Annotated in this window: 13 protein-coding genes; 2 read left to right on the top strand and 11 right to left on the bottom strand. The window is 57.3% G+C overall.

The genetic code is table 11. The features are described from left to right. Positions 1-73: 73 nt before the first annotated feature. From DIE03_RS21295 to DIE03_RS21250, 10 genes are all read right to left on the bottom strand, one after another. Positions 74-793 (bottom strand): hypothetical protein, encoded by a 720-nt coding sequence (locus tag DIE03_RS21295; RefSeq protein ID WP_185658191.1) that lies wholly within the window; start codon positions 791-793, stop codon positions 74-76. A gap of 181 nt (positions 794-974) precedes the next feature. Continuing rightward, positions 975-2,012, bottom strand: a complete 1,038-nt coding sequence (locus DIE03_RS21290) for a hypothetical protein (RefSeq protein WP_124453747.1) — start codon at positions 2,010-2,012, stop codon at positions 975-977. Beyond that, a complete protein-coding gene (locus tag DIE03_RS21285) occupies positions 2,009-3,265 on the bottom strand; it encodes a hypothetical protein (protein WP_124453745.1) in 1,257 nt (418 codons plus the stop codon). Before DIE03_RS21285 ends, DIE03_RS21290 begins: the two co-directional genes overlap by 4 nt. 346 nt (positions 3,266-3,611) lie before the next feature. Then, positions 3,612-5,420 (bottom strand): hypothetical protein, encoded by a 1,809-nt coding sequence (locus DIE03_RS21280; protein WP_124453743.1) that lies wholly within the window; start codon positions 5,418-5,420, stop codon positions 3,612-3,614. Beyond that, the gene (locus tag DIE03_RS21275; RefSeq protein WP_124453741.1) at positions 5,420-5,905 is read right to left on the bottom strand and encodes an ABC-three component system middle component 2; all 486 of its coding nucleotides are present in this window, start codon (positions 5,903-5,905) and stop codon (positions 5,420-5,422) included. Before DIE03_RS21275 ends, DIE03_RS21280 begins: the two co-directional genes overlap by 1 nt. After that, positions 5,880-6,938 (bottom strand): ABC-three component system protein, encoded by a 1,059-nt coding sequence (locus DIE03_RS21270; protein WP_124453739.1) that lies wholly within the window; start codon positions 6,936-6,938, stop codon positions 5,880-5,882. The genes DIE03_RS21275 and DIE03_RS21270 overlap by 26 nt, the downstream gene beginning before the upstream one ends. Before the next feature lie 984 nt (positions 6,939-7,922). Beyond that, positions 7,923-8,249 carry a hypothetical protein gene (locus DIE03_RS21265; RefSeq protein WP_124453737.1) on the bottom strand — a complete coding sequence of 109 codons (327 nt, stop codon included), beginning with the start codon at positions 8,247-8,249 and terminating at the stop codon, positions 7,923-7,925. A gap of 1 nt (position 8,250) precedes the next feature. Continuing rightward, complete coding sequence (locus tag DIE03_RS21260) at positions 8,251-9,732, bottom strand: hypothetical protein (protein WP_124453735.1); 1,482 nt, start codon at positions 9,730-9,732, stop codon at positions 8,251-8,253. A gap of 68 nt (positions 9,733-9,800) precedes the next feature. Beyond that, entirely contained in the window at positions 9,801-10,058 is a 258-nt protein-coding gene (locus DIE03_RS21255) for a hypothetical protein (protein WP_185658190.1), read from the bottom strand. Positions 10,059-10,236: 178 nt separating this feature from the next. Further along, on the bottom strand, positions 10,237-10,950 hold the full coding sequence (locus DIE03_RS21250; RefSeq protein WP_124453733.1) for a hypothetical protein: 714 nt from the start codon (positions 10,948-10,950) through the stop codon (positions 10,237-10,239). A gap of 532 nt (positions 10,951-11,482) precedes the next feature. Here DIE03_RS21250 and DIE03_RS21245 point away from each other — a divergent pair. Beyond that, on the top strand, positions 11,483-14,077 hold the full coding sequence (locus DIE03_RS21245; protein ID WP_124453731.1) for a hypothetical protein: 2,595 nt from the start codon (positions 11,483-11,485) through the stop codon (positions 14,075-14,077). Between the two features lie 3 nt (positions 14,078-14,080). Further along, complete coding sequence (locus DIE03_RS21240) at positions 14,081-15,880, top strand: hypothetical protein (protein WP_124453729.1); 1,800 nt, start codon at positions 14,081-14,083, stop codon at positions 15,878-15,880. Positions 15,881-16,332: 452 nt separating this feature from the next. On the opposite strand, the gene DIE03_RS21235 is transcribed toward DIE03_RS21240, so the two are convergent. Beyond that, positions 16,333-16,569, bottom strand: coding sequence for a hypothetical protein (locus DIE03_RS21235; RefSeq protein ID WP_124453727.1), 237 nt, complete (start codon positions 16,567-16,569; stop codon positions 16,333-16,335). Between the last annotated feature and the right edge of the window lie 44 nt (positions 16,570-16,613).

Here is a 16,613-nt window from a genome sequence, read left to right as displayed (position 1 = left end):
CCCGGTCGCCAGCGAAGAGGATAGGCTCGCCACTCGACTCGCTAGGCAGCGCCCGACACTCAACGTAACCGCTTCAATAGACGCGAAGATAGACTGCAATGCGCTTGCCGTCGGTTGTCCGTTCGGCATTTGCATGTGGCACGTTACCGTCAACGATGAATATTGTTCCGGCTGCGCCAAGTAGTAGCTGACATGCAGCATTTCCTTCCCTGCATGCCTGTGCAACTTTCTCTGCTTCATCGAAGCGCCGGGCATCTCGTAGGTTGGCGATGGCTACCCGCTCACCAGGCCATACCATCAGCGCCCCGTCGCCTTTATCGAGAACGTCGGTCAAGTAAACGCCAACGATAGCACGAGGGGTATTCGGTTCAGGCTCATTCTTACTGTATCCATCGATATGAGGGGCTGGCGACGGAACACCAGACTCGCGCACAGCAATCTGTGCGGGGCCACACCTCAACTCGTCTCGTGATTCAAGCACGTCGCTCGCAGTCTCGAACATCTGACTTACCAAGCGATTTAGCGGCAAATGATTACGATTACCAGACATCCACTGTTGGTATGCTTCGGAGACCATCGATGGGCATGCCGTAACGTAAATCACACCGTCGCGCTCTTTCTCTGTCTTACCAGGGCAGTAGGCTCTGGTGACCTCTGCAAGCAAGCTTTCTCTCAGCTCAACAGGAACAAGGGTCGGTACGATGGAATGTCCATGCGCCCTAAAGGCACTAGCCGCCACGTCATATTTTTTTCCATATGTGTAGATGGTTATACTTGAAATCGGTCTCGGCAATCTGCTATTCCCCGCCAGTTCAACCCGTCAGCCTGCCTTTACTGACGGTTACGATGCTGGGCAATTTCCTTATCGCTCAGACAACACCCATCGCGAGTTGAGTCTTTTGCCCCGTGGACAAGCCCCTGTATCCCCCAATAGACGGACGGAAGGCCGACGCTCCGACCCGAAACACACAATGTCAGACCAATATACGCTTTCTGTCGAGACCAAAAAAGTCGCACAGGACGCCCAATACGCTTTGCGCCCCCGCCGACAGGCGGGAAGGTGAATAAAATTCGAGCGCAAACGCACCAGCTTCAAATTCGCGAGCTGCGTCGAAAAGGGCGGTCTGAGCAACGTTTCGAGAAAAAAAGTCCGCCAGAATGTCAGCGCGCAAGTCCCCGGCCTGAGTGGCAAGCTCCCGTTCCAGGGTTTCTCTGAGTCCAGGCTGCGAAGCAACGCTCGCCACCAGACCGGCTGCAACCTTGCCAATCTTTTCGACGAACGTGCGTCCGGACTTGCCGTAGCGAAAGCCATTCTCCAAGACTACTCTGCGCTCGTCCTGCTCAAGGGTTACGTGGTCACGCAACACGAAGTCGAGTGAAATCAGGAACAGGGAACATGAAATATATGCGAGTCGCCATGCGGATGGGTCCTTGAACCCCATCGAACTGGCTTCCTTCAGGAAGTACTCGATATCAATCAGCCAGGCGTTACATCCGTCGAAGTCGAGCGAATCCAGCACCCTCGACTTGCTTTGCTCGTAGCGCCCGCGCCAGTCACCGCCCAGCTTCCCAAGCGATGAATCGTCGACGAACCGCACAAACTGCTCTTCCGTCAGCCGGTGCAACTGGCTTTTTTCGCTCCGCTTCAGACGTGAGACGAAGTGACCATCCAGCACCCGAACATCATGCTTTAGACCGAACTCCCGGACGTCCGGGCGCGCATCCGTCGTCGCCACCACACAGGCGTCTAGCCCCAGCACGTCCTGCAGCCCCTTGGCCCAGAAGATGCGCTCAAGTGCCTGCGGTGTCTTCTTGTCTTTAATGTCGACGTTTACACGTTCCCGGCTAAGCGGTGAATTCAGTCCATACAACCACAAGTCGATGTCCGTGACATCAAAATCGTTGTATTTGAACTTTGCCCCCCTTAGCACGAAATAGCCTACGCCGAGGAAGTAGTTGCGTAGCCGTTCTTCCGTCGCCGGTCCTTTGGGCAGTTGGTCCCGGTCAATCATTTGCCGAACCCTCCTGTCCTTAGTTCATTCAGGATGTTCGCCGTATTCATTTTTACCGCCTCGGTCACGTTCTTGCGCTGCACCTCCCGGGTCTGCTCAGGCGTTCCATATTCTGTGACACGCGCTCCGGGCATTTGTGCCACGCTTTCCGCCGTGATATCGCCGTCTTCGATGACAGCAAGCGCGAGCCGTCCCACTTCCGGTTTAAGCAGTTTCATCGTAAACATGCCCTTATCGGCAGGTGTCACCTGCACGACGCCACGATATTCGAGCGCCTGATAGTCGCTTCCGATGGCCGTTGCCGGGCCGACCTCACCGCCTCTGATGAGCTTATTCATCAGTAATGAAATCGCCTGAATGCGCCCTCGATAGTAGCTACTTTGCGTCATGCCATAGGTCAGCGAAGCCACAAACGCTTTGGCAAGGTCCAGCGCATCGTCGGCGATGGAATTGCTGAACTTGGAAAACGCTGCTGGCCGAGTGACGAAGAAGCTCTTGCCGCTATCATTGCCAACAGCGTTGACGTCAAACATGCCAATCGAATGGAGACTCTTGAAGAGCTCTTCACCCAAGACCTTCGTGGCCGACGTCAATGGCAGGCACCCTGCGGACTGCAGTTGTGCATTGAGTTCCTGCACCAGTCGCGCCTCATTTGGCTTGAGCGTAGACAAGACTCCGTTGATGCGTTTTGCATCGTCGCGACGAAAAAGATTGCCGTTAAACAGCAGTTTTTCCGAAGCCGAAATGGGTTCGGCATCGAAGAAGCCAATTCCAGTGCCGAGCCGCAGGGTGTCGCCCACCTCTTGGCTCGACAGCTTGTGCATATCGGCCAACAGTTCTGACGCGTGCCGGTCCGTTAGCGGGGATTCGGATGCGAGTTCCGACAGGTCAAGTACCGCATCCTCGAAAACCTCCCTATCGGATTCCTCGAAGATAGTGGACGTGTGCTCGAGAATCCGGTGTCCGCTCAGACCCAGGACCTCGACGTGTGTTGCGTTGGAATTTATCAGGCGCTGTCGCTCCAGCTCCTGAAGGATGGCGGGAACCTCGGTCTTTGGACTCAGGTGGTTTGCCTGCGCGAGTCGGTCGACTCGCCGACGCGTCAGCTGAGACTGCCCGTCTTCGCCAGCAAGCGCTGACAGCAAGATGCCGCACTTGCCCGCAAATCCAATTGCATCAAAATCTTGATTGGTCGTCGCCTGAACCTTGCGCGAATGGTGGACCAGCCACGCGCCCCGCGTTTTCTTATCCATGACTCCTCGCTTCTCTCAGATGCGCATCGGGGCGGTTGATTCCCCTCGGAACCCGCAGCAGGCCGCACTTTTGCTTCCTCGCGTACAGCAACGCCCGTCCGTGTGAGTTTGTAAAGTCTCATTCAGTTTGGCGAGAGACTTCCGCCCCCGCCGGTCACAGCCCACAGACCAGTAGCATATCCAGGTGTGCGGGAACGGGACAGTGCCAGCAGTAACCCTGCCGCCGCGTGTGTCCGCGAAGTGTAAAGAACTCGCAGTTCGGGCACTCGCCGGTTGCTTGTAGCAACGACAAACACGCTCAAGCGAGGTCCTCGTGGGGCTCACCAGCTGTTGGTCGAGGTTCTCTTCACGACGGAAAGAAGCCCCGTCGGCCCGCGCCGCCCGATTCACCGATAAATTCAGTGTGGGAGATTTGTTCGAGTAACGCCGTCGAAGGTTCCTCGTTTTCGAGCACGATAACCTGCCCCGGCTCCTGACGAGCGGCTAGCCACTCGTAAAAGCGGTCGGCCACCGTCGTGTCCAGCAACTCCTCGCCCTTCCCCCCGTGTTTAGGGTCCTTATAAGTGACGACAGGAGAGTCGACGGCTACAAATCCGAGATGTGGATTGCCACTCTGCAACGCGTGCTCCATCAGCGCCACCACATACGCCGTCAAAAAAATCCCGCGCTTTCCTTTCCCGAAGGAAATTCGATTCCGCTGATTTATCAGTATATCCACATTCTTCTCGTCGAAGTGCACCGCCTCGACTCCCGGAACTCCCCACTCTGACAGCAACGCTTTGATGCGACTGCAAACACTCACCGCATCTTTCGCCACGTTTCGGACTACGGTTTGAGTTTTTCGTTTGGCAAGTTGTGAGTACTCTTCACGGCGCTTGACCAGCACGTCGACACGGTCCAAGTCGCGCGATACGAGCGCCCATTCCGTTCTCTGCGTGGCCAGCACGCTCAGGCCGACGCCATCCGCGCCAGGCGATTTCGCGAACAGCGCGTCCTGCTCGGCCAAGTTTTCCTCTTCCCGTTTGCGCACTTCACGAAGGTCTACCGTCAGGCTCTCAATGTCGTCATCGAGTTCGCGAATCGCTGACGCAAGACCCTGCTGAAGATGCGAAATTTTTTGAGACTCTGCGCGCGCCGCCTCGGCCATCAGCGCAAAAGAGTCGTTCTCCGCGTGCACATGTCGCGACTGCATCACCAACGGCGTATCGCACAGCGGACAGGGCCGGGGAGCAAAAATATCCATCACCGACGCGGCCGTTTCGACGGCCTCCAGCCGCTGAAGGTCACTCGAATACTTCTCTCTGAGAAGTTCGAACCTCGTGCGGGCTTCCGTCAGTGCAATGCGCTCATTGGCGATGCGCCGGACCTCTCTTTGCAAGTGCAATCGGTCACGCTTAAGCTCATTTAGCGCGTTTTCATTGCTCCGCAAGAACGTCTGCAACTCCTGAATACGAGTGTCCAGCTTTGCCATCGCTTCAAGTACGTTCGATGAACTAACGTCCTTAGGAAGTCGCGCGTTTAGTATCGCCAGTTCCTCGTCGACTGCTTCGACATAGCCACCGGCACTCGCCCGTTTGGCGGCTGAGGCGACCAGCGTCAGTCCTTCGTCGTCATGTCCCGTTAGAATGACCGCACCACTGGCTCGTCTTCGTGTCAGCAGGTTTGTGTCCGTTCCAACCAACGGTTTCAAGTCAAGAGTTTCAATCTCGTCAAACAAACTGAAGTGACGCAGGTCGCCCGCCGCAAGCCCCTCGCGCTTCCCAGCTTTGACCAAAATTCGCTTTTCCGAGGCACCGCACAGCTGCGCCAAAACAACTGCTATCTTTCGCGGCTTGCCTCCGGGAACTGCGCCCTGAGGTGGGGTCTGATGGTAGCCATCGCATACCGCCTCGCTTCCGTCTACGAGGTCCCGAAAGAACGTCAACTCTTCGCCAGCGGCCGACTTTAACTGGAGCGCAAGTCGGGTATATCCCGCCGAGAACTGATTTTCGCGAGGCTTTCCTGAGGAGCCAAGTCCGTAGCGCAAGCTCTCAAGAACATATGACTTACCTGTATCGGTCGGCCCGAACACGAGATATGACCGTCCGGCGAACAGCAGTTCTGCTGGCTCCCGGTCTGGTCCGGTGACGCACAACCTGTGAAGCTGAATACTCATCAACCCTCCAAGATGTCGGAGCTGCCATCGACGAAATGGGCTCCCCATCGCAATCCGCGCTCGACAAACATAGCCTCTATCTCGCTTGCCGAGCAGCTCCCGAAAGTGTCCGCCACCCAGCGACTTCGCTCCGCCAATACCGCTCCGTATTCCCCGGCAATCAGTCCGACAAGTGCTGTCGCACTCTCCCCCGCCGAATACCAGATTCCGCCAGCGTCAACCTCTATCGACACGTGGCCCCTAGTCGACATCAGGTAAAGCCCTTGCTCGATGACATCTCGCCTGGAAAGGTACTCGCCATTCCGGAGCGGCACTGGCGTATGAAGGCTGCTTGGGCCGCCAAGGTCAGCTGAGTAAATTGCCGCATAGTCCAGATAGACAAGTGTCTGCAGGTCCGCCTTGCGAGGATGCAATGCGAGCAGCAAGAACACCATCCGGACGCCAAGCTCGAATGGACTGTTAAACACTTTCGCCGTCTGCTTCATCGCTTTCGACCCATTGGGCCCGACCTTGATTTGCGAGATGATGACAACTGCCCTGCAGGTCGCCGGACCTGAGGCGCGCCCGCAACGGGTTATTCATTATCTGCAACACGTTTGCTGTTTTAAGAACGGAGTGCAGCCGAACGAATCCGCTTTCGTGCGGAAAGGTCAACTCTGCCCCAATCCCGTTTTCTACCTCGTCCAGGAGCGCTTCAAATGCCCCAGGCAGCTTGTCACGGCTAAAGCGGTGCAATCCCTCCGCAGAATAAAAGAGCCGCCTCTGCGCCTTGAAGTGCGCTCCGTGCGCGGGCGGAATATCGGGCACGTCATCAATCTTCACCTGTGCATGCTCGGCATATACCCGCAGCAATGCAGTCACATACGTCGACTCGCTAGAAACCGGCTTTGGAGGCACTTCTGGGTCATTTTCTCGCGGAGCGAGGACTCCGAATCGCGCCCAATACGAAGCTGCATCTCTCTCGTGGATTGACAGCAGTTCCATGGGTGGCAGACGCTTCACAACTTCAAACGGGAATACCTCAATGAACTTTTCAAGGTCGGCGTCAAGGGGTTGTTTGAACTTCCCGAACTTGCCCTCTTTCTTTCGCCAGTCTTCGAGAAGTCGTTCCTTCAGTCGTACCGGATTCTTGAGCAGGTCAAAAAGCGTTGTGCCAACGTCCCTGCTTGCACATATGAAATACTTCGCAGGGCGCGTATAGTCTTCACGCCAGACGCACGTCACGAACTTCGCAAGCTCTGGAAAAAACTCGCTGGGCGTCAACGGACTATCGTAGTGTTTTGCCTGATAGAGGTCCCAGGTGCCCGCTGCCGGATATTCCTTCGAGTATCCACATACGTCACGACCTTTGTCTCCACTCCCCCCGAGAGCCACCACTTCAACATAGTGTCCCTCCTTCTGAAGTTGACGGACGCATTCCTCGATAAAGTCTTCCCACTCGCCCTCGTGCATCAACAGTAACCGCTGCTGTGGCGAAATAGCGGCAGGACCAGGATGGAAGATACTTGGATGGTTCATAACGAAAACCCGCAAACGATTTTCAAGCGCTGCCAGCGGGAACGCTCAAGGCGGCATGTTGGCATTCGAAACACCACGTCGGCTGTATCGACATGCGATTGAGGCGCCGGCGCGTGCAAGACCGCTGTTTATCGGCGCATTTCTCTAAACCTTGAGAATGATAGCGAACACGGCGGAAATCAAGACCGTCGTGCCTCACCTAGTCAAGGATGAAGAAGGCACGCTCTCGTGCCGCAATAGCTCAAAAAAGCGATATGGCCGCCAAACATCGAAGGCAACTGCGCGGCATCATCTTTGAGATAAAAGCTCGCTTCATGAGGTTACGCACCACGCGCGGCCGATTCAAGGAGCATGAACCTGCGCCCGACATTAGTCTGATACGGCGGGACGGTCCGAGTTTAATCAACTTGGTAGCACCAAAGCGCATGGGCCTGCCTAGCTCTACGATAGTAGATGCGTTCGCTTCTCTGCAAGTTGGCTGTCAGCCTGTGTCCAGGCTGACGAAAACGAGCAAACCGGCCAATCGCTGCTAGCACCATGCATCTAAGAGCTCTTGACAATCTTGCAATATTGACCGCTTTGCCGACTCCAATGATTCCGGCAGATTCTCGTTTGACTTCAAGCGAACGGCCTTCTCATTCAGAATCTGTTTTTCCCTCTCGGGGAAGCTCAGCCGGATTACCGCGAATTCGCGCAGTGCGGGAATCTAACTCGATGGGGTGCAGCTAGAAAAACTGATAGGAAGAAAGTCGAGGGATACCCCAGCGATGCAGGTGCTGGGCCAGTTCGTGCAGAGTTATGGCGTCGTGGGTTGGCACGGCGGCGGGCGGCCCCCTCAAAGCGTCGGCCAGTAAATCTGCCTGCCTCGATGCGTAACGCCGAGCTATCACAGCGTCGCGCAACGAAATCCACGTCTACGATAGATAGGCCGTAATGCCAGAATTCCAGCACGGGCCGCAAATGTCGCTCGCCTTGCGTCGCAACTTAGCGAGAGCCACTACCTCTACCGGCCGCTTGCACATACCCCTCATCGATGAGGCGTCGACACCCGGCAGACACCTGCAGGGCCGAAACGAGGTCCGCCTTATCGATATCGAACCGGGCCCCAAGCTCTCCTGCAAGCTTGAATCCAGCCTCGAGGCTCACATACCGGATTGCTTCACTGTAGGTACGCCCAATGACGTAGCCAATCCTGTACTCTGGAACCCTCGATTCGATTTCATGGAGCGGCGCGTCCTCAACGGCCTCCGCCCCATGTTCGAAGCCAAGCGCGAACGGGCTGCGCTGACAAGATCTGTTCTCCTTTGCCATTTCAGACAGCCACTATCGCGCCGTTTTCTTTCTGCTGCTCGATATAGGCGGCTACTTGCGTGAACAGGTTCAGAAGTTCCTTCGACGTGCGTCCCTTAACCGCAAACTCGAATAGCTGCTCGTGGTACGCACGCTTGACGGCCTGGGTTTCTGCATGTTGACGGACACTTTCGGCACGCAGGTCCCAGCCTTGATTCGAAAAAAACATCTGACCGTAGACCTGTTCGATGAGTTCTTCCGCATGGATGGGCAACATCAGGCCATCTCCGCTGTCCAGTGTCGAAAATGCCGGGTATCTTGAGCTGTTCTTATTATGCTTGGCGGGAAACTCCTTGAGAGTCTGGACAGGGCGGAGTTGTGATTTTCCGCCCCAATAATCCTTGACGTAAAAAACGCTTACCGTCGCCATGGCGAAAATAAACAGATTCTCGGGGCTCCCATGGGCCAACTCTGCCTGCTCTGGCCCACAGTTTCCTCCCCGGTTCGCCTTATACCGTTTTTGCACTGACTCAGTTAGCTGCACCGCCCGGTCGATGTCGTGGGGTGTCATGACCCGAGTGAAGAAATCGTCCTTTTCACGTAGCCATCCCTTTGCACCAAACCATCGCGACAGCAGCTCCGCAAGCCCTGTCCACTCGGCTCCCCGCGTCGGTACTTCGTCGGGTACCATCCAGATACCACAGCCATTGAGCCTGCTGAGGAACTGCGCTGCTACTGTGGCCGACTCTTCTCCTCTAGCGTCCTTCGCACAAGTCTCCCAAAGCGCGCGGTTCACCGACAGATTCACCGCGACCCGTGCCCGCAGACTATCGGAAGCTTCGCGTGCCAGGCTGGCATCCTTGCACCAGGCGTCGACGTTCTGCTTCATGAATTGAAGCGCATCACGGGAACACCGTTTGTCTTCGTTGGCTGGCAGCGCGACGCTTAGAGGTAATCCCAGGGCTTTGTGGCGCCGCCCTGCAAAAAGAGTGATCTGGAAACCGAGCAGTGTATCTAACCAGTTGATGGTCTCCATGAACGCGATATCCCCACTAAAGGGCAAGCTCTGCGCACCTTTCGACTTGAACTGCTTGGGAGACTTCCATTCGGTCATCGCCGCATAAGGGCCGCCAGGCTCGTGAAGTTCCTTCAACAGCTTCTCACGCTCTCCCGCCCACAGCTCCGCAGTCTCTTTGTCCTTGCCGATTAGCAAGGGCGAGAGATACCGCATCGACGCGAAGTCGCGGGGTGTGATACGGCGCTCGCCGGTTGTTCCAACGTCCCATGCATCAACAGGCAGCTTCGCGAGGAGCGGCGCATTCCACTTGTGGGCCAGCGTATTCGACGCCTTCCGAAAAAGTCCGACCAGAAAACTTACATCGTTCAGATGCCCGTCATGCAGAATTTCGGATGCCGTGCGCTCCTCAAGCGAGAGTATGTCCGCGAGATTTTCTCGCGCCCGGCGGAACTCTTCGTCCGTGTAGTTTTTCACGTCTTTGACCATCGCGCTCTCCACTTTCGGGTTGAATTGTTGCCGACCGGTGTGTTGCCGGCCGGCCTCCCGCGTCTAACTTAGTCGGGCTCGTGGATATCTTCACCGTCACCGCAATCACCGTCATCCGGGCCGTTGCATTCGTAGCAGTCCCCCTCGATGAACCCGTCACGGCGGATGTCACCGTCGTCCATCTCATCGATGTGCGTGCAGTCGTTCAGCGCGAGGGCTTCATCGCTGACGTAGCCCTCGAGCATGGTCGGATTGTCCTGCGGGCAGGTATCGCACGGAACCGGGCGGTGATTTTTGTCGTGTCTGGGCTTGGTCGAGCCGTACATGGTAATCCCCAAATGAAAAATTGAACGTCGTCTCGCGACGGATTGGATTGGTGTGTGGCGGCTTCATTTGAGCAAATTACGGAAAGAAAAGCTCGGGCCGAAATGCACACACCCCCTCGGTCGCCCGACACTGCTGGTCGAGGCTTTGCGCAGACAATTCACGGAACCTCTGCGGGCTTTACGTCGCGGGCTCCAGCGCTACCGCTCGCGACCGCCGCGCACGGCTGTCGATGTATTTCAGGGCAGCTGCAGCGAACGGTATGTTCAAACGCTCGAAACAGCGCCGGACGGCCTCCTCCTTCATGGCAAGCGCGGGAATCATGGCATCTCGAAAAGCGTCTGCCTGTTGCCGCAGTCCCAGTTCGTCCACAAGACTGTCAGCCGCCAGGATTTGCGGTCCCTCCATGAGCACATGGTGGGTGAACAGCCAGTTCACCAGCGCGTGCCGTCGCCTGTCATCCGGCACGAGTGGATTGACACGGATTTCTTCAAATTTCCTTGTCATGACACCGGCCCAGTACTCCCGCCGCCCGGGAAACCGGAAAATTTCTTCGGGCACGATGATGAGGTGCTCAAGGCCGTTATCGAGGTTTGTCAGGCCGCTCTCGAGCTCCGGAGTCCAGTCGTTGAAGTCGTCGTTCACAACTATTTGCGGGACACCGTCGACCAGAAACCGGCGCACATGCAGTAGTTCATGCATCACGGACGCGGGCTGAAAGAACTCCTCCCGGGAAACCAGCAGTGTCGCACCATGTTCGTCAACGTGGCAGGCCACGGTTCCGCCTCGCGCGGGCTCCACTTCGACCTGGACAACGATGCCGCCCTGCTGCTCGATGCCTCGCACGAGTGCCTGGAGGTCGTCCGGCAGTTGACGCAGGTAAAGGTCGTCCATGGCACGATGCTCCGTTTGGGTTGCCGGATTCTGCAAGCCTAAGGCACGGTCCGCCTTTCCGTCACGTCTCGCGCACCGCCGCAGTCGGTGGCTCCAGACAACCGGTGCCGCTGCGTATGGCGGACTACCTGCGCTCACCGAAGAAGCTGGCGGACCGGCAACTAGGCCTCGACTTTTAGCATAGGCAAGCTGGTGGACGCCGGACGACCTGCCCGACTATGTCTGCTAGCCTCGAGTCTCAGCACCATCGGCGCCGATGATGACCTGTTCTTTCGGTGTGCTGCGACTGTGTCGCGAACGGAATCGCTTCGGATGCCCTTATGGCGACCTGCCGAGAGGCCGGGATGGGCGTCGTCCATCGAGCGCAGCAATTTGCCGATTGGCGTGGACGTGGCGAAACGCGCAAGTGGCGTTGCAACAACTCGCGCCGTTTCTGGCGCGGGTTGCGGGCGCCAAGTAAAGTGAGATTGGCGCTGTTTGAAGCCGTGCGCGTTTAAAATTAAGCCCAATAAAAATGGCGAAGCGGGGGCGTATGCAAGCGAGACTGACTGACCTGTTAAAGGCTGTTAAGCCGGAACGGGCACTCCTCACCACCTTTACCCTGAGTCTGAGCTGGTTTGAAGCCTTTTGTTTGCCCATCCTGAGGGTGGAAGGCTGCGAACAGATTGACCTTTTTGTGGATTCTCGGGAAGCGTGCAAGCTGGGGGCCGAAACCACCAGTGCCTATGCCGGAACTGCCTTTCGGATTGTGTCGGTCCACATGAACAAGGCGGGTTTTTTCCACCCGAAAATCGCCTATCTTCAGGGAGCCGACGACGACACGCTGGTCGTGGGCAGTGGCAACCTGACCCAACCGGGCCAGGGCGGCAATCTCGAGGTCATTGACGCGGTCAATGCCTCGCAACACCCTCAGGTATTTGAAGAGTTCGCGGATTTCGCCGAACTCTTTGCCCGGCGACCTGGCCTGTCACCGCACACCGTTACCGTACTGAAGCAGTATGCAAAACGGGCGCGCGAGGTTGCGGCCAAAGCGCCCGCCTCAGTGCGCAATGGCCCGCGCTCGGCGTGGCTCGTTCACACCCTGACGGAGCCTGCCCAGGCGCAACTAGGAGGCCTTGTCGCCCGTGAACTTGAGAATCCCGTCGAGTTGACCGTTTTCTCACCCTTTCACTCCCCTTCAACTGAAGCCGTCGCCAAACTCGTGAAAAGTTGCGGCGGCCTTCGCACGCGCTTTGGCTTGATTCCAGTCTGGTCCGAAGAGGACAAGGCCTATTTGAATATCGCCCCCTTTGAGCGCGGTGCGAAACACCTGCCGAAAAAACCCGCCTTTGTCACGGCTGTCACTGGGTTCACGCCTCGGCGAGTCCATGCCAAATGTTTTGAAGTCAAAGGTGAGAACGCTTGCCTGGTGATGACAGGCTCCGTCAACGCGACACACCAAAGCCTTTGCGAAACACGCAACGTGGAAATTTCGCTTGTTCGCAAACTCTCCCAGTCACCCTTCAGCTGGAAAGCAGCCAAGCCTGACGACTACATCCCGTGTGAATTCGAAGGCGAAAGGGACACAGGCCCTCTGGGCTCAGTCGAAGCGTCCTGGTCCGATACGAAAATTTCGGGCGTCCTAGCTCCGAACGAGAAAGCATGTACGGTACGTCTCGAAATCTGGTCAAAGAACCGGCGCGAGATTTCCATCGATGATGTGTCTGTCGATAAGGAAGGGCTTTTCGAGGCTTCGACCCGCGAGACCTGTCAGGCTGACTATGCACGTCGCATCAAAATCGTCGAAGATGCAGCAGTCCTTGCGGTGGGCTGGCTCAATGTCGAAAACGCCCTTGCCTTTCCCCCTAATGACCGCGACCTGTCGAAAGCGGCCAACAATATTTCCACGGGAAAGCCTTCAGAACGTGACCTGCGGACCATCCTCGAGCATTTCCGGCGGGTACTGCGTCGTGAACGCACGACACGCCCGCCCGCACCCCTCAAAGTTCCGGGAGCCTCCCGGATATCGGTGCCCGTCCCGACGCCGACCCGATATGACGACTGGACTTCTGGCGAACAGAAGCAACTCGGCGTATCGCCAAGAACAGCGAAGCAGATTCTTGCCGCTGCCTTTGCCAGTCTGAGAAAGCCGGTTTGTCCCGATGCTGCGCCCCCAGCAGACCCGGAGGCAAAAGACCCTGCCGCCCCCGGGGAGCCGAATGGCACCATCGCGAAGCCGGTTCACGCCGTAAAAATGCGAAAACCCAGGAAGCGGCCCCGCCCAAAGCTTCCGGACAACCCGACGGCTGAAATGCTGAAGAAGCTGCCAGCTGTCCTGCAAATCAATGCCTCAGGCCTCTGGATACCCTCACTGGTGGCGGTTTCGCTCGGCGAACGGCTGACAAGCGCAGTCAAATCAGTGGAGGCAGATGCTTTACCGAAGAACGAAGGTCTGGCGTTGCTAGGCGATACCCTGCGCAAATGGCTCGTTGAATACGCTCGCTATGACTACGGCGAGGCGAATCGTGCCCGACTGATTGGCCTCTTTTGTGGTGCAGCGGCCTGCGCCGTGTTCTTTGGGGGCGAGGCTGTCAACCCTCCGCGCCTCAAGCAACTGCTCGAATCGTTTCGTCAGAGTCCGCTCGATAGCTACGAATGGCTGGACCTTGCTGACAAGGCGCTGGCGCTGCAACCCTTCGAGGCTCTCGATGCGACCACACGCAAGCACGTCCTCGATGGCGCACTCACGCTGGCAGAAACGCTGGTAACGCGACAAGTACTAGAATCACTGGTCATTGCGACCCTGAGCGTGAACAGTAGCACCGAGCCGCGTTTCCCGCGTTACCAGAAGATTCACGACCAGCTGGGCACGCTTCATCGCAACCAGGTCCGTAGCGGAAAGACGGGGCGGCTCTTTGGGATTATCAGTGCGGAACTCAGCCCACTGACAATGAACACGCGGTGCCCGGCCTGCAACGCGCTTCTCGGCACACGGGACATGGTCGCCCTCCTTTCACACAATGGCGTCGCCCTGCACTCGCCAGGCTGCAACAAGCCGGTCTTCGTTGGCCTTGACCGTGAGAAACTGGAAACAGCCCATATCCCGCGTGCCTTCTATGGCTACGTCGGCCCCGAACTCAAGGAGTAACCCATGCTTGACTATCCCCAATATGTGCCCCGCCCGGAAGGCGCACGCGGGCCGGACCCGCTGGGTATGCAGTCCACCATCATGGGCCTTTACCGCAAGGTCTTGCCCGGGCTGAATAATCGCGCAAGATACATCCGGGTCTACTCCGCGATTTGCTGGATGGTGTCGCAGATATGGAATACGCTGGACGACGACGCATCTGATGAAGCTATCCAGGCCGCCTTTGACGCAGGCATCCCCAAGATTCAACTGCTGCTGGTATGGGGCAATACCCGCTGGAACGTCCGCGCTATTCCCGGTTCGAGTCGGAAGTGGCCCACAGACAATGACCCTGGCGTGCTGTCCTACAGTGCCATGCCAACACGCGGCTCGAGCGCTGCTCTGGATGCGGATGATGAGGAAGAAGAAAGCGACGACGCTGGGCCCGACGGCACCACGTTCCTCGGGCCTGACGAGTACGCGCCCAGCATCACCAACGGCCTTCAATTTCTGAGCCGCTGGCAGGGCTACCATCAGGTCTTCGAGCTGACCGAGGCAGGCGAGGCGCTGGCGGAGTCCTTTGAGAAATTGTTGCGGGAACACTACCCCCAGAAGGCACAGTGGCTTCGCGACCCTTCCAGGAATTCCATCAAGGCCTCAGGCGTTGACGCCCTGTGGGAGGTGCTGCGTCTGGACAATACCACCCGCGATGAACGGGAGGCTTTTGCTCAACAGCTTTTTCCTGAGACCCCGACGTCGGCGCTTTCGCCTGATTTTGCGCTGCGGCGTGACGGCATCATGCTGGCGCTGCGCGCCCTCGCAGCAGAAGAGCAGTCCACACCGGGCGGGTATGTGGATGTTGGCCGCATCCGGCATACCATGGCGCGAGGTGTCGGCTCTGACGGAAAGCCCTTGAGCCTGAAAGGCCTGGAGACGACACAGCTTGTCTGGAAGAGTTTGCAAATCCGCAAGTACCTGAAAGTTGCTCTGGAGACACTTTTCAGGTCCTGCGAAGTCCGGATTCACCACGCCATAAGCCGGTCTTTTCAGACCGATGCGTCAGGTCGGCGGCATTACATTACCCGGGATATTGAATCCATCGCACGCGCGGTGGCCGAAGTTGGCAGCAAGAGTTTGCTGGGTGAAAAAGCTGGCACGGTTGCAAGACTGCTCGACGCTATCGAGGAACGTCGCAAGGATGCGCCGGACCTCTATTGTGCGGGTCTGAAGGACAAGGATATCGATCTAGCCAGCAATCTGGCCTATCTCGTAAAAAAGTCAAAGTTCCATATGACCGACGAGCGCGAAAGTGACGCCGTCGGGAGTGCATTGTTTGCCGTATTGTGGTGCGCAGTTCAGGCGCGCTATATGCCCTCGGCCTGTATTGTTGAGGATGGCGACCGGTTATCGCTGGATGTGCTGCAGGCGCTGGTACAACGCTTCCTGCACGATACTCCGGAGGACTTTCTCGTCGCCCTAATCAGCGAACATGTCATCAATCTGCATTTCGATGTTGCGCGGGAACGTTGCGAAGAAGACTACAGCGCGGGGCGAACCGTCAAAGACCGGTACCGGATTCTGATGGGTGATGACGGCCTTGAACGCAATCAGTCCAGAGGCCGCAAGCTGACCCGGGCCATCGAGATGCATGACATTCTGCTACATGCGCTGTACCTGCTCAGCCAGGCAGGATTTCTCGCGGAACACTCCGCTCGCGCCGGGCACTTCAAGCTGACCGCTGCCGGGGCACGACGGGCGGAAATGGACCTGGAAGAACTCGACGGTCCTGCCTCAGTGAACGAGAACAACCTGGTCCCCGTATAGCTGCTTGCGGTGAGACGGGTCCTATGCTTGCCACCTGCCCTTGAGGTCCACGAGCTTGAGGGCGGCGCCTGTCTTCCCCTGCCTAACCATCTCCTTGCACCAGTGCTCGTTAGCCGTCGCAAACAATCAATTCGGTCGCACGCTATGGAACGACGACGTGCCTTGCGACAACGGACGGCTTATGGTACAAAGTCCGGGTACAAAGCGTGATGCGGTCGATTCAACAACCCTTTGATTATTAAAGGGTAAGGCCATTTGGACACAGCAGGGAGTCTCCTCCCTGATTCGCCACCAAATGCGAAAAGCCGCTGTTTCGAAAGAAACAGCGGCTTTTTTCATTGCGTCACGCTTCAGCCCCTTCCTGTCGCAACATTCCCGCTGACATCAAACACCACCGCCCGCTCCCTCGTAATGATCCGGCCCGGTCATCATCGGACGCTCCAGGCACCCTATCACCGCTCGACCTCAACGAGCCGCACGAACAGGCCGTCTTGCGGGTCCGAAAAACCGTACATCGATCCGGAGATATCGAACAGAACGCTCACCGGGTTACCATCGCCCCCGGTCGACGCGCTCCAGTACGGACGGTCAGGTATGCCCGGAAAAGCGACTTCCGATACTGCCTTGCCGGCGGGCGTTTCGGGACACCCCTTCTGCACCACCTCCGGAGAGTGGATGCAGAGCAGCAAACCCGCAGTCGTTCTGGTGCTTCTTCATATCGATACTCGCCTCC

Source organism: Burkholderia sp. Bp8992 (assembly GCF_003853705.1).
Classification (GTDB): domain Bacteria; phylum Pseudomonadota; class Gammaproteobacteria; order Burkholderiales; family Burkholderiaceae; genus Burkholderia.
This window is presented reverse-complemented; position numbering and strand designations above follow the sequence as displayed.

Bases quoted from the DNA above. Each gene is read 5' to 3' on its own strand.
- DIE03_RS21290 (WP_124453747.1), bottom strand. From the start codon at position 2,012: ATGATTGACCGGGACCAACTGCCCAAAGGACCGGCGACGGAAGAACGG.
- DIE03_RS21285 (WP_124453745.1), bottom strand. From the start codon at position 3,265: ATGGATAAGAAAACGCGGGGCGCGTGGCTGGTCCACCATTCGCGCAAG.
- DIE03_RS21280 (WP_124453743.1), bottom strand. From the start codon at position 5,420: ATGAGTATTCAGCTTCACAGGTTGTGCGTCACCGGACCAGACCGGGAG.
- DIE03_RS21275 (WP_124453741.1), bottom strand. From the start codon at position 5,905: ATGAAGCAGACGGCGAAAGTGTTTAACAGTCCATTCGAGCTTGGCGTC.
- DIE03_RS21270 (WP_124453739.1), bottom strand. From the start codon at position 6,938: ATGAACCATCCAAGTATCTTCCATCCTGGTCCTGCCGCTATTTCGCCA.
- DIE03_RS21265 (WP_124453737.1), bottom strand. From the start codon at position 8,249: ATGGCAAAGGAGAACAGATCTTGTCAGCGCAGCCCGTTCGCGCTTGGC.
- DIE03_RS21260 (WP_124453735.1), bottom strand. From the start codon at position 9,732: ATGGTCAAAGACGTGAAAAACTACACGGACGAAGAGTTCCGCCGGGCG.
- DIE03_RS21255 (WP_185658190.1), bottom strand. From the start codon at position 10,058: ATGTACGGCTCGACCAAGCCCAGACACGACAAAAATCACCGCCCGGTT.
- DIE03_RS21250 (WP_124453733.1), bottom strand. From the start codon at position 10,950: ATGGACGACCTTTACCTGCGTCAACTGCCGGACGACCTCCAGGCACTC.
- DIE03_RS21245 (WP_124453731.1), top strand. From the start codon at position 11,483: ATGCAAGCGAGACTGACTGACCTGTTAAAGGCTGTTAAGCCGGAACGG.
- DIE03_RS21240 (WP_124453729.1), top strand. From the start codon at position 14,081: ATGCTTGACTATCCCCAATATGTGCCCCGCCCGGAAGGCGCACGCGGG.